This is a genomic window from Woronichinia naegeliana WA131, from assembly GCA_025370055.1.
Classification (GTDB): Bacteria; Cyanobacteriota; Cyanobacteriia; order Cyanobacteriales; family Microcystaceae; genus Woronichinia; species Woronichinia naegeliana.
Genome location: CP073041.1, coordinates 2,163,495 through 2,177,136, shown reverse-complemented (window position 1 = coordinate 2,177,136; position 13,642 = coordinate 2,163,495). Strand labels below are relative to the sequence as shown.

Annotated in this window: 12 protein-coding genes and 1 pseudogene; 4 read left to right on the top strand and 9 right to left on the bottom strand. The window is 40.8% G+C overall.

From position 1 onward, the window contains the following. Positions 1-21: 21 nt before the first annotated feature. The 5 genes from KA717_11120 to KA717_11100 form a co-directional block, all read right to left on the bottom strand. Positions 22-2,763 carry a bifunctional acetate--CoA ligase family protein/GNAT family N-acetyltransferase gene (locus KA717_11120; GenBank protein ID UXE63160.1) on the bottom strand — a complete coding sequence of 914 codons (2,742 nt, stop codon included), beginning with the start codon at positions 2,761-2,763 and terminating at the stop codon, positions 22-24. A gap of 29 nt (positions 2,764-2,792) precedes the next feature. Beyond that, positions 2,793-4,121, bottom strand: coding sequence for a hypothetical protein (locus tag KA717_11115; GenBank protein UXE63159.1), 1,329 nt, complete (start codon positions 4,119-4,121; stop codon positions 2,793-2,795). A 12-nt stretch (positions 4,122-4,133) separates the two neighbouring features. Continuing rightward, a complete protein-coding gene (locus KA717_11110; GenBank protein UXE63158.1) occupies positions 4,134-4,931 on the bottom strand; it encodes a DUF2272 domain-containing protein in 798 nt (265 codons plus the stop codon). Between the two features lie 33 nt (positions 4,932-4,964). Beyond that, positions 4,965-6,272, bottom strand: coding sequence for a family 10 glycosylhydrolase (locus KA717_11105; GenBank protein UXE63157.1), 1,308 nt, complete (start codon positions 6,270-6,272; stop codon positions 4,965-4,967). Between the two features lie 75 nt (positions 6,273-6,347). Further along, positions 6,348-7,163 carry a transglycosylase SLT domain-containing protein gene (locus tag KA717_11100; protein ID UXE63156.1) on the bottom strand — a complete coding sequence of 272 codons (816 nt, stop codon included), beginning with the start codon at positions 7,161-7,163 and terminating at the stop codon, positions 6,348-6,350. Between the two features lie 294 nt (positions 7,164-7,457). Between KA717_11100 and KA717_11095 the strand changes: the two genes are divergently transcribed. The 4 genes from KA717_11095 to KA717_11080 all read left to right on the top strand — a co-directional run bounded on the left by KA717_11095 (position 7,458) and on the right by KA717_11080 (position 9,405). Then, positions 7,458-7,643, top strand: a complete 186-nt coding sequence (locus tag KA717_11095; GenBank protein UXE63155.1) for a hypothetical protein — start codon at positions 7,458-7,460, stop codon at positions 7,641-7,643. An 89-nt stretch (positions 7,644-7,732) separates the two neighbouring features. Then, complete coding sequence (locus tag KA717_11090) at positions 7,733-8,014, top strand: hypothetical protein (GenBank protein UXE63154.1); 282 nt, start codon at positions 7,733-7,735, stop codon at positions 8,012-8,014. A gap of 12 nt (positions 8,015-8,026) precedes the next feature. Further along, complete coding sequence (locus tag KA717_11085; protein UXE63153.1) at positions 8,027-8,407, top strand: DUF1304 domain-containing protein; 381 nt, start codon at positions 8,027-8,029, stop codon at positions 8,405-8,407. 35 nt (positions 8,408-8,442) lie between these two features. Further along, entirely contained in the window at positions 8,443-9,405 is a 963-nt protein-coding gene (locus KA717_11080; GenBank protein UXE63152.1) for a DUF3616 domain-containing protein, read from the top strand. A gap of 297 nt (positions 9,406-9,702) precedes the next feature. Here the strand turns inward: KA717_11080 and KA717_11075 are convergent, their stop codons facing one another. The 4 genes and pseudogenes from KA717_11075 to KA717_11060 form a co-directional block, all read right to left on the bottom strand. Then, on the bottom strand, positions 9,703-10,794 hold the full coding sequence (locus KA717_11075) for an alpha/beta fold hydrolase (protein ID UXE63151.1): 1,092 nt from the start codon (positions 10,792-10,794) through the stop codon (positions 9,703-9,705). Between the two features lie 14 nt (positions 10,795-10,808). Then, positions 10,809-11,060 (bottom strand): hypothetical protein, encoded by a 252-nt coding sequence (locus KA717_11070; GenBank protein UXE63150.1) that lies wholly within the window; start codon positions 11,058-11,060, stop codon positions 10,809-10,811. 113 nt (positions 11,061-11,173) lie between these two features. Then, on the bottom strand, positions 11,174-11,587 hold the full coding sequence (locus tag KA717_11065; protein UXE63149.1) for a hypothetical protein: 414 nt from the start codon (positions 11,585-11,587) through the stop codon (positions 11,174-11,176). A gap of 611 nt (positions 11,588-12,198) precedes the next feature. Beyond that, a pseudogene (locus KA717_11060) lies at positions 12,199-13,536 on the bottom strand (IS5 family transposase). Between the last annotated feature and the right edge of the window lie 106 nt (positions 13,537-13,642).

The window sequence follows — 13,642 nt, the reverse complement described above, 5'->3', positions numbered from 1 at the left end:
AAAACTGTAACATAGGAATTGCTAGAGTTGAAGTTCTGCATAGACGAGGCTTGGGGTTCGTCGTAACTGAAAACCAACCTTTTCACAAACTCGTTGCATGGCTCGGTTTTGAAGCAGAATATCGGCCCGAATGGTTTCTAGTGTTTCATCTCGACCAATTTGCACTAAACGCCGCAGTAATTCTGAGCCTAAACCTTGACCATGCCAAGGATCACTGACTAACATAGCAAATTCACCTTCTTTGACACCATGTAATTGAGTCAAGCGTCCCACTGCTAAAATCTCTGGTTCCTGGGTTTCAGGATTGAGTAAGACTGCAACGAGGGCCATTTCTCGGTCATAGTCAATAAAACAAATGCGGGTGAGCCGTTCGTGAGCAATCAAAGAACTCTGGGCCAAAAGATGGAAATAACGGAAATACACACTCTGCTCAGAAAGGGTTTGATGGAACTTGACCATTAAAGGTTCATCTTCGGGACGAATGGGGCGGATTGTCACCGTTTGACCATTGCGTAGTTGATAAGGAGCAATGTATTGAAGTGGGTAGGGACGAATGGCGGATTTAGGTAAATCACTATCCGCTAGACTAGCGGGATGGAGAATAATACGAGCGTCTAGGGCTGTAATCCGTTCATTGGAAACCAATAAGGGATTGATGTCAATTTCTTTGATCCGAGGTTGTTCTACGACTAACTGACTAAATTTCACTAATAAATGCTCTAGGGCAGCAATATCGATCGCTTTTCGTCCCCGTATTCCCTGAAGGGCTTTATAGATCTTGGTTTGTTCCATCAAACGACGGGCCAGTGTGGTGTTAAGCGGTGGTAAGGCGATCGCCCGATCTTGGAAAATTTCGACTAATTGGCCACCTGTACCAAACAATAAAACCGGGCCAAACTGCGGATCGAGACTACTACCAATAATTAATTCATAGCTACCATCGGGATTCAGCATCGGCTGTACTGTCACCCCCAGAAAATGCTCTGCGCCCACTTGTTTTGTCACCGAAGACCGAATTTCTTGATAGGCCCACTGCACCGCCTTCGCACTGGTCAAATTAAGCTGTACCCCTCCCACATCGGTTTTATGGGTAATGGTTTCTGACCAAAGTTTCAAGACCACCGGATAACCAATTTCTTCCGCCAGGGCCAGAGCCTCTGACTCCGTTTTGGCAATCCCTGTTTTGACCACTGGCAGACCATAGGCTGCCAACAAGGTTTTGGATTCTACTTCTGTTAGTAGGGTGCGTCCGCTATTAAGAGCCTGCGTGATCATTTCCGTTACCTGAGAGCGTTCTGGAATGTTATCCTCATCTCTCGGTAAAGTCGGGGTTTCATAAATTCCCTTCAGATTATAGCTATAGTGCCATAGCGCATTAAACAAACGGGCCGCTGCATCGGGATAACGGTAAGTGGGAATATGGTTTTTATTGAGAATTAATTCCCCTTCTGAGACTTCCTCGCCTCCCATCCAACTGGCAATAATCGGTTTCTGGGTAGCCAGGGTTGAAGCAATTAATTGTTGGGCCGTTTGGGTTGGATTGGTCATGGCCTGGGGAGTCAAAATCACTAAAAGCCCGTCTGTATTGGCATCTTCTAGCACAATCTCTAAGGCCTTCGCATAGCGATCGCTGTCCGCATCTCCCAAAATATCAATGGGATTACCATGACTCCAATGGGATGGTAAAACCTGATTGAGTTTCTCCAGGGTTGCTGGTTCTAATTCCGCTAACTGTCCCCCTGTCTTAATTAACGCATCGGTCGCCAATACCCCCGGCCCACCAGCATTGGTAATAATTCCTAAATTGGGCCCCTGGGGATGACGAGGCTGCTTGGCAAACACTTCGGCTAGGTCAAATAATTCGGAAATACGTTCAACCTGTAAAACGCCACAACGACGAAACGCTGCTGCTAATACTTCTTGACTGCCAGCCAAGGCCCCTGTGTGGGAAGTGGCCGCCTTGGCAGAGGCTTCAGTTTGACCCGCCTTAATAACGACAATCGGTTTAGTCAGAGCAACTTCCCGCGCCGCCGAAAGAAAAGAACGGGCATTAATGATGGATTCCATATAAAGGACGATCGCTTTAGTTCTGGGATCATCGCCTAGGTAATAAATTAAATCTCCCCAATCCACATCTAGCATCGAGCCAACTGAGACAAAGGCACTAAAGCCAACGTGTTCAGGAAAACTCCAATCCAATACCGCCGTGCAGAGGGCCCCGCTTTGACTAATAAAGCCTAAATTTCCAGGTTGGGCCATCTTACTAGCAAAAGTGGCATTCAGTCCGCTATGGGGATTCATTAACCCTAAACAGTTGGGCCCGATAATTCGCAGTTTTCCCAAGGCGATCGCTCGAATTTGTTGCTCTAAGGCCAAACCTGCTGCCCCAATTTCCCGAAAACCCGCCGAAATAATAATGGCTCCCTTGACTTCCACATCAATGCAATCTTGAATGATAGCCGGAATGGTTGGGGCTGGAGTTGCAATAATGGCTAAATCAATGGGAACGGGAATCTTTTTGACGGAAGCATAGGCCGGAATGCCTAACACGTTGCTACGCTTAGGGTTAACGGGGAAAATACTACCCCCAAAAGGATTACTGACTAAATTCCAAATCAGGGTACGACCCACACTATTGGGCTTATCGGTGGCACCAATGACGGCAACGGTTTTGGGCGAAAAAATAGGTGAGAGCGGTTGACGCTGAGACCCCAAAATATCATAGGCCGGGTCAGCCGCAAATTGAGCAAGAGACTGAAACATTTTTTCTCCAGAGGTGTAAAGACAACAGGCTAGGAGAATCTCGTCGCTGATATATCCCCCCAACCAACTTTGGAAATAATCACAGGTTCACCAATGACGTTGACAACACCAAGGGTTTCTAAAGCAACATCTACATAACGCGCTGTATCATGCCCCATTGCCCGTACAACACTTTCTAGACTTTTCCATTGGGCAGAAGGAAGTTTAGCCGTTGCTGGTAAATGTAAATGCCATCCCAACATAGAGATTAAACGCACTAAATCATAGGCCGCTAGGGAGTTCGTATCAGTTGCAGCTCCCAGATCGGTGGAAGATAAAACAGGGTTTCCCATTCTAAGAGTAGTATCAGTAACTTCAGCAGGACTGACTAAAGGATCGGAAGCATAGGAACCTCGAAAATCTAGGGTATTATTTCCTGTTAATTGCTTAATCCAATTGCTTAAAACTTCTCGTTTGGTAAAGCTTTTAAATAAAACACCGATCGCATTAGAGGAGGATAAACCCTGATAACTCACCATATCTTTGACTAAATCGTGAAAACGATAGCGGGTGCTTGCTGATTTGATAATGACACAATCATCAACGTCGGTGTTAATTGATTTTTGATTAATTTGACAAACTGCGTTTAAAACACCAATAAATTTACTAGTACTCCACCATAAATTAGTAGAATTTAAGGCATTTTTTCCCAACCAATGGGCTTTGATTTGGCTTCCACCGTCACTAAAACTACCAATACAAAGACAAGCATGACTGATATTACTGGAAAGAAAGCTCAAACCATTATTATCAATAGTTGGTTTTTCTCCTAAATCGGGATAATCACTAAAGTTAACGACTGTCCCTGTGGATAAAGTGAAACTGTCACCGTAGGAAATAATTGTAGTTCCATCAGGCTTTTGTGCCAAAAAAGTGGGATAGTCAGCAACGAAAGATTGGAAAGGAGATTTTGCTAAAGTTCGAGCAACAAAACCTGAACCAGGAGTATTGCCATTGACAATTGGTGATTTGTTTTGAATAGCCTGCAAACGGGCAAGAATTGAACTTTGGGTAGCCGTTTTTAAGACTGAATCAACCTGTTTTGTACTTAATAGTTTCTGAGCAATAGCTTTATTAATGGCGATCGCGGTGGTCGGCAAACCCGTTAAACCCAATGCCTGACAAAACGTTCCCAATCCTTTCCAAGTAAAGGTATCCCGACCATCATTGCCAATGTCACCGTCAATCCAGCCGCCACCAGGATAAAAACCCAAATTAGCAAGTTTAGACTGAATTTCCATCACTAACTTTTTATCGGCTCTGAGTTGAGATCGGGTCAGAACTATATTGGTTGTAATAATGTCTTCAAGTGTTGCCATTATGATTTTCTCCTAGAATAAGTTTTTGATGACTACAAACCAAGGACGAGTCGCGTCTTTAACTTTACCATTAGCATCTAGCTTAAGCGTTTTTTGGGTGACAGAATCACTAACATTACCACCGATAATATCAATTTCATTTGACCGTTTAGCGACGACTAAATCACAGTGAGAAATATAATTACTGGTGGTATCATAGGTAATTCCTTTCTCACGAGGAGCGCAAACTAGATCACCCACTTCTGGGGAGATTTCATCAATTTTAAAAGCAATAAAAGCCGCATCTTTTGCTTGGTCTTTACGCTTTTTGATTGCACCTCGAATATAAACTGAATGACTCGCATTATATTGAAACTGATTACCAGCCCCTGATTGTTTCATCACCCAAGAGATAAACGCGGCTGACCAGGGAACATTGCCAACATCAGTCGGATTGTCAATATCTCTTCTGCTAAGGGCTTCGTTCCAGTATTGAACAATGCGTTGCCAAAAGCCATCTTCCCGTTCCTTTTTAGTTCCCTTTTCAAAAAAGTTCCATTCACTTTCAGCAGTATCTTTTAGCTTTGTTTTGAAGTTTGAATCAGAGGAAATATCAATATGAGGAATAAATCCAAACCATTTTGTTTCACCATCTTTAGGAGTTGCTAATTCAATTTCCCAATGAACATTACTAGCAGAACGATAATGAATAATATCGAGAGTTTCACCCTTAGCCAAGGCGAATTTTTCAGAATCAGGGAGACTACTACTAGCTTGAGGGGATTTCTTGATAACCGTGTTAACGAGAGCAGTCAGTGTTTTGTTAGCCATGATGATTTTTCCGTAAAAATAAGGTTGATTGGTTTAAACAAAGCGATCGCTGGCAAGTAAAGTGGCAAATTCAGCTTGTCGGCTTTCAGGAGTATCTCCATCAGCGCCTAAGTCAAATAAACTGCCATAGAAGAAATAAGAATAACCCGCAAAGTCGCGATCGCGGGTTGATTGAGTTTGACTGCGAATAAGATCAAGATGAACTCGTTTTCCATTTAGACCCGATAAAATACCAATAACGGTTGGTATATGCTTGCGGGCTATTTCTACTTCTGTTTTAATAATTTCACCGTTGAAAGCAGAAAGACTAGGACGATAAACTTGAAGAACGATCTCTTCTGCAATCCCTTCCTGTTCCCAGGCTTGCCAATCAGCGAGGAAGTTATCAATAGAAAAAGCAAGCGGGTTTGGAGAAACAGAAACAATACAGTCTTTTTTGATTCCTTTAACCGTGTTAAAAATTAAACGTAATAGTTCGGTAACTTTGCTTTTTCGCCAAACTTTAAATTTTTCAGAATTAGGATTACTGATTGGATTTGCTGCACCAGGATTTTTGCTCTTAAAAAGTGCAATAGTAAAATCATCAAATCCTATATCCTTAGGAAGACCAAAATGATCATCGAGTTGAATACCATCAATTGCGTAGTCTTGTACAAGTTCACCAATTAAACTTTTAAAGAAACCTTGTACTTCAGGATGAGTGGGGTTCAGCCAAGCATTACCATTGACAATTTTTCCACCAGTATTAGTTTCCATTAACCATGCTGGTTTATTTTTTGCTAAAGATGAATTAGGGGGAACCATTAGGCCGTATTCTAACCAGGGAATAATCCGAAACGGTTTTCCTAAATCCTGGTTAATCTCAATGATTTCTGCGAGAATATCTCGTCCTGCTAATAATTGCTGAAGATTAGCGGAATGTAAGTTTGCCACATCAGCATTGACTGTATTATCCGCAACAGTAGATCGAAAAAAGACAAAACCATTATTCCATACAACCGGGTAAAGCGTGTTAAATCCAGATTCTTTTAGTTTTGTTAAACCTGTTTGAATATTGTCTTTAGAGAAAAGAATATCACTGTCAATACTAGTCAACCAAACGCCTCGAATTTCCTCAACTTGAATATGATCAGCAAAGAAAAAGATAGACTTACCTAGACTTCCTAATGGTTCTTGAAGTTGTACCAGAATATGATTGCCCTGTTTAATATAAGATTTAATGCCTAAATCTTTCCCTTCATTGCCAACATTAATAAAGAGCTTTTGACTATCTGATAGAGTATTTGCTGGCTTTGTGGATAATTTTGCAAAGGTATCTTGGATGATTTTTAGAGTAAGCATTTGTAGAATGTAAAGGTGAAATGAATTGGAATTTAGTAGAAATTAGGGTGAGTTTTCATCACCCCATTAGATTGATTACAGTGAATAAAACTCCTTATAATCAACGCTCACTGGCAGAGGAGTCGTTTTTAGCACAAAGACCGCATCATTAAAAAATTGAATAAAGCGATCGCAGTGGGCTGAAGTCCCGATAGGAAATTGACGCATCCGCCAACGATTACTCGAACTCCTGTTTTCAATAAGTGAACCCGCATTATAAGCACAAGCAACTTTCGGTGGGTCTAATAATGTCTTTGAACGTTGATCGGCAATAAAAGAGGTTCCTGCTTTAATAGAAATATTTGAGTTTTTAAGATCGCCTCGGTCTATTTTTCTGTCATGAAGAGTTCCGCGTGCAGTAGAAATTAAGGTTTGCATTAAACCGACACTAATTTGATTCGGAGTTCGGATATCATCAATATAGTCAGGCTCTTTGCGAATTGCGTCAACTATGCCACTCGATTCAGTAGCAATCGTCGCAATAATAATCACCGCAGGAACATTAAAGGCTTGTGACCACTTGTTAATGTCACTATTAAAATTTGTCCAAATTGTAGTTGCAGTAGTGGGAGTTCCACTGGTTCTTTCAATACCGCTACCTTCAATTTCAACTCCATCGGTTGTTAATCGCCAACGAACCCCATTGTTAAAAGCGCGATGGAAATCTGCCAAGGGATTATTAGCATCACTGCCATCAAGATCAGGAATTTCGAGAACTTGACCGACTGCAATTTGGTTCGGATCACTCAGATCATTTGCTTCCTGAATAACAAGAAATTGTGATGCGTTCCCATAGAATCTGAGGGCAATCCCTCTGAGGGTATCTCCCGACTTAACGGTGTAAGTTTGCATAGAATGTGTTTATCTCCTTAAAATTTGGAACGACTTCATTGCTTAAGTTCAATTTGCGACTTTTGGGCGCAAGGCTTCATCCGTGTCAACTTAACGTGTAACTCTTGCTAATTAAGGCTTTGGAACCGTTTGATGACGAGCCGTTGAGCCTTATTTCGGAGGATTAGAAACTATAACGCTTGATTAATCGTTGATTGATGATGGGTTAGCATCGCATAATCCATCCTACGATCCTTATTTAGCAAGGCTTTTGGCTTAAGTTGACACCAATGTATATCAGCAACTTCTGGTTCAATGACCTATACCGCTTTTGTGAAATTTGTTGATCGCCGTTTTACACCAGGTAAATTAAGAACTTTTGCCTTTACTTTGAGGTGTCCAACTCCTATGTCTTCTGGTAATTTTGATGGCCGAGATACAAATTTGGCCGTAGCTGTCACTGAAATTATTCGACGTATCTTAACTGAAGAGTTAGCCTAAATCAGCATTTTTGAATTGGCGAAGCTTTAGCTAAAATTCAATCAGAAGCCCCTAAACGATTTGCAAAATTAAAAACGAATAGCGAGTCAGTGTTGAAATTGGATCAACCTACGTCGGGACAACTTTTTTCGCTTAATACACCTGTCACTTTTTCTGGCACGGCTAAACCTGAAGTAACAAAAATTAAAGCGACGATTGGCCCTGGTGGCCCCTTTGCGATCGCCGAACTGACTGACGTAGCAAATACTTGGACATTTACTCAAACCTTTCGTAACCCAGGCAAAGATCGCCCTGTTACTTTGCAACCTTTTAATTCTCAGAACCAACCTCTAAAAGACTTAACTTTTACTATTACTATTACTATCGAATAGGAGTTAATTTCAATGACATTACTAACACAAATCGTGATCATTTTTAATGGCTTAATTCATTTTGGTTTTGCAGTGGGAGAGATTTTCTTCACTACTTGCCTGTTAGAAGAACTATTTGGCTTTTCCCCTGAAGATGCTATTAAAACTGCCCCGATCGCCAAAAACGCAGGAATTTACAACAGCTTTATTGCCGCAGGACTCTTTTGGTCAGTTTTTGCCAAGGAAAATGCTTTTGAATTACGACTCTTTTTTCTGATTTGTGTGGCGATCGCAGGGATATTTGGAGCCTTAACCCTTCCCAGCAAAGACCCAACCCAACCTCGAAATATCAAAACCTTGTTTCTACAAACCTTACCCGCTACCATTGCTATTGTTTTAGTCTGGATAAATTAAGACTTTTCTACTAACCATTAGGAGGAACCTAAATCATGATTAGCTTAAAATTTTCCATTGTTTCTGCTGACCCCCTTAAACACTTTGGGATTTGTGACGCATCGGCGGCTGTACCTTTTGGAGAAGATCGTTTTTTTGTCGGGAACGATGAAGATAATATACTAAGATCGTATGATTCTCATCAGTCTGGTAAAGTTATTGAAAGTGTGAACATTAATGAACATTTTTCTCCTCAAGATGACGAAGAAATTGATATTGAAGGGGTGACAACTCTTGGTGATTTTTCCTATTGGATTACCTCCCATGGACGGAGTAAAAGAGGAAATTTCAAAGAAAAACGTCATCAGTTCTTTGCTGTTCAATTTTTTGACAATGATGCAATTTTAGAGGTTACGGGGCGACCTTACCAGAAATTGGTTTTACCCGATATTTTAGAAAATCCTCTATTCAATCAATTTAATCTTAAAATAGCAGAAAAAATTGCCCCAAAAGAAGGAGGTTTAAATATTGAAGGTTTAACTACAACCCCTGAAGGAGACTTGTTAATCGGTTTTCGTAGTCCGCTTCCTGACAATAAAGCTTTGTTAGTTCCCCTCAAAAATCCCTTAGCATTAGTGACTCAAACCGACACTAAAGCGCAATTTGGTGAGCCTATTTTATTAGACTTAAACGGATTTGGAGTCCGTAGTATTGAGTATTGGTCAGTCATTAAAGCCTATATTATTATTGCTGGTGAAGTGGGGGGCGGCGATCGCTTTGCCCTATATTTATGGTCTGGCAACCCTAACGAAAATCCTGAACTCATTGATTTAACTCTTCCTACCGATTTTCGTCCAGAATCCGTTTTATTTTATCCCCACCTCAGCGATCACTTTCAGATTTTAAGTGATGACGGTACAATTCGACGGGTAGATGGTCAAGAGTGTAAGGACATTAAAGATAGTGAGAATCCAGAAAAATACTTTCGGAGTATTTGGGTTCAGATCGAGTTAGATTAAGAATAGAAAAATTGTCTCATTGCGATCGCGTTTATTAAAAACCAAGGAATGCGATCGCTAATTATTTTAATCCAATAAACATCCAGAAATATTCCCTGGGTCAATGGAGAAAGGCTATAAATTACTAGGTTTGGCTAACTCACAACTCTCAATGGTCGCTATCCTCTACTTTCTACTCCCCACAAACTTCTGCGGAACTAGAACTATTTTTCCATTTCCTCCAAGCCTTACACCATAGATTTTTTCGGCTTTGATCAGACTACGCCAGTGCCTAGAAACCAGAACTAGCAAAAAAGCTTAAAACACTGTTAAAGGTCGAGCACTAACAGTCTGAAGGGTAGCCGATTGCTGATTAAACCAATCTAAAAGACGATTTAAGGCCCACCAGCGATCGCTGTCTCCTGATAGCTGTTGACCTTTTTGACCACTGATATAACCGACATGGCCACCAAAGCGAGTTAACGCTAGTTCAATGTGGGGATTGTCTGCGCTTAAATCTTGTAGCTCTGTCACTAAGGCCGGGTCAAAGAGAGGATCATCGGCTGCGTAGAGAATGAGAGTGGGTTTACGCAGTTGGGATAATAGGGGTAAGGCACTACTGGCAGCATAATAATCTGAAACAGTAGCAAAACCGAGGCGAGGAATGACTAATTCTTGATCAAAGCCCCAGATACTAGTGGCTCGTTGAATAGCATCAGGATCAATGTCCTGGGGATGATATTGATGCAATTTCCAAGCTAACTTATTTAACTCTTTAGTAATAGCCTTTTCCACATATTTACCCAAGGGATGGGCCATTAAATAGCGCAGCGATCGCTCTGAATCCAAGCTCGGACAAATTACCGCTCCCCCCCCAATATCGGTTGCCTCTAAATTGAGATCTCTTCCCCAGGTCTGCACCGTTTGAGCCATTTTGACCCCCCAGAGGGCTAATTGTCCTCCTAGAGAATAACCCGCTAACCAAAGAGGGGTAGGACAACCAAGAGCCTTTGCCTGGGAAGCAATTCGCACAAAATCCTCCCCTTCATACAGGCCATCGGAAGTTAGGGTTGGCGATAATTCTGCTGTTTTCCCATGGCCTCGCCAATCAAATAAAACTACTGCATAGCCTTGAGCATAGGCTTTTCTGCCCAATAAACGTAAAAACCATTGATTGTCTAGATCGCCGGTAATCCCATAGGTTGCCACTAAGGTTGCTTTCGCCTGGGGAGGAATGGCAATTTGACCATAGATCGGCACTCCCCCCGCACCCCAAAAGATACGGGATTGATAAGGCGGTTCGGCTTCAATTACCGTTTTTTCCCAAGTCCGACTCGCATACCAAGCTGAGTACAAGGTCATCGCAAAACCTTGTCGTAGATACCAAGGCGGCAAAAAAGACGCAAGCATAAATTTTGAAGTAGTTATTGACCGATAGGAATTTTGTCAAAACCGAGGGTCACTTTTTGTTGAGGATAATCCGATAATTTTAACGAAATAAAATCACTATCGGTGATTACACTAGCAGGAATTTGAATTGTCCCCCTATAGGGTTTGCCACCAGCCGGTAAAGTGTCTGGTAAATCTTCGGCGATCGCATTAAGAGATTGACCATTGCTATCCTTGACTTCCAAAAAGCTATAGAGAAATTCAACAGGTTTGTTCCCCGTATTCATCAACTTCACAGAAAGAATGAGAGAGCTTTCCTGGGATTGGGCCCGTTCAATGACCAGTTTAACTCCCTGGGATTGGGTGGTTAGGGGAAAAGCATCATTAAGGGACTGATCCGTTAGTTTTTTTTTGCAGATGACTGACCCTCAGTCGAAGGGGATTGAGCTGTAGCGGTTGATGACTTGGTTTTTTCGGTTTTAGCTTTAGCATTCTTAGACTGGGCGGAATCTTTAACATTGGCCTTAGTAGTTTTTTGTTGAGAGGCGATGTAGGCTTTAACTTCCTTCGTAACTTTACTAATATTTAAGGGCTGAAAAGCAACTTGAGGCCGACTTTCTCCTGCTTTAACAGCTGGTTTATCAATCAGTTTTTGAGTTGGATTGACTTCGGGTTGAGCGACTCCTTTGATCGCTTCTTCTCCTAGTTTAAAAGTTAAAAATCCACTACCAACAGAACTGAGCGCAATCAAGAATAATAAGGCTAAGGGTAATTTGTGGTTGGCCAAGGTGTTCAGGGTTGTAATATTTTTCATAATATTGACAAAGTTTAATGATTGCTCAAAGATAGCCGGATAGACTAGAACAAAGGGACTGCTCTAAGAGGGGGATTGGCAATTGTGCTCATCATACTGTGTCTTCCGTCAATAAGCAACTCTACTCAAATATCTCTCTTGTGCCAGAGAAGGAGAGCTATAATGAAGAAAAAAGGCTGAAAGCAAGACGCTGATTTTATTCACCTTTTTCGACGTTCAACACTTCTGGATTAAATCGACTAATTTGATGAACTTAATTAAATACAATTGTGCCGTAACTAGAAACCCAAGGATCAAGTTTAAACTCTTCTGATAAAAAATCAATAAAAGATGTGATTTTAGCAGGATAAAAACGGCTGCGACGATAAACTGCATGAATAGGTAGGGCTTGCTGAAAAAGTCAAAAAACGAAAGAAATGTGGGTTAGGGAAGTATGGACTGAAAAAGCATAGATAACTTATCCTTATGGAAACAAATCAAAATACAGATTTTGTTTAATCTATTGTTCCTTTCTGTCTAAAAAGGTCAACACAAATCACTCCTCACAAAAGAGAGGAAAATTAACACCATTTTTCACAAGAAAAACGACTCTACAACTTTTTACTTTTTGTCTTCTGAAGTAGAGTAGAAAGATTCATTACCAAAAAGTTCATCGCAATTACCGTTTCCGAGGTCTCAGGTAGTTTGGCCATCACTCGACCAAGACTAAATTTCCTCTTTCCCTGTCCGAATTTACCCTCAATGGCATTACGCACTCTTTCATCTGAGCGTGCCTCTTTCTTTTTTTCTTTGCTCACCTCTTTCGGCGGTCTTCCCAATCGGGGACCACTCATTCTTATATCCCTTTCTTTACAATAAGCTCGATTCGCTTTTGTTCGATAGATTTTATCCACATGAACCGATTCCGGATAACATCCTGTTTCCCTTTTATATTCTTCTATTCGCGCTTGTAAATCTCCCGATTCGTTGTAATTATCCCAACTTAATTTGTCTAAGAAGACAAAGCCATTCACATTACTTGCCGATATTTTAGCTCCAAACTCTACTGCTTTTCCCGCTTTTCCACGCACTATTGGACGCACGTGAGGTTGGCTTACACTCACAATTCTGTTTTCTACTTTATTTGTCTTTTTTTCATACATTTCTAACTGTTGCTCATACACTTTTCCTATCGTTACAAGCTCTTCTTGCTCTTTTTTCGTTAGTTTTTCTAACTTTGCTCCCTCTTCTATCATTTTTTCTATATGAGACAAGTTTCTTTTTATATATCCTAGTTGTTTTTTTGTTCCTTTTCTTCTTTCTTTTTTTGACACACGACGTTTTTTTGCTATGGCTAAGTACTCTTTTCTTGCCACTTCCCTATAAGTCCTCGGCTTTTCTTTCCTTTTCTCTTTTATTTCTTCATACAGCTTATCTATTATTTTTTCTGTTTTTTCTCTGGCATCATTCAATATTCCTATATCCGTTGGATATTTTATATCTGCTGGTGTACAAGTCGCATCTAACAATAACTTTCCTTCATTTTCTTTTTTTTCTGACGCTACACCCGTCGCTTTTTTTTCTATTTCTTTATTAATTTTATTTATTAATTCCATTCCTATTTTTTTACGAAAATGAACCATCATTGACGCATTAAATGCTTCTTTGCTACTATAGCTTTCCATTCCTATAAAGTACTGTAAATAAGGGTTCTCTTTTATTTGTTCTACTGTTTCTCTGTCACTTTTTCCTGAAATTTCTTTGATAATTAATGCTCCTAATGCCATTCTAAATGATTTGGCTGGGGCTCCTTTTTTTTCTGTGAAGTTTTTTGCATATTCTTCCTCATATTCTTCCCAAAGAATCATTTTTGACATTTCTATCCAACGATTTTCTTCGTCTAACTGCCCGCCGAACAGATTTTTCAAGTTTTCTGGTGTTTCAATTGAGTACTGTTGCTTTCGGTACATCTGCTTTCTCTCTTCTTAATGCAATGGTTTTGAGGCATTCTACCCTATTTTCGTGCATTCTAGCGGTTCTTAATTCGCCTACTATTTTTCTCCGTAAAGGTTTCAG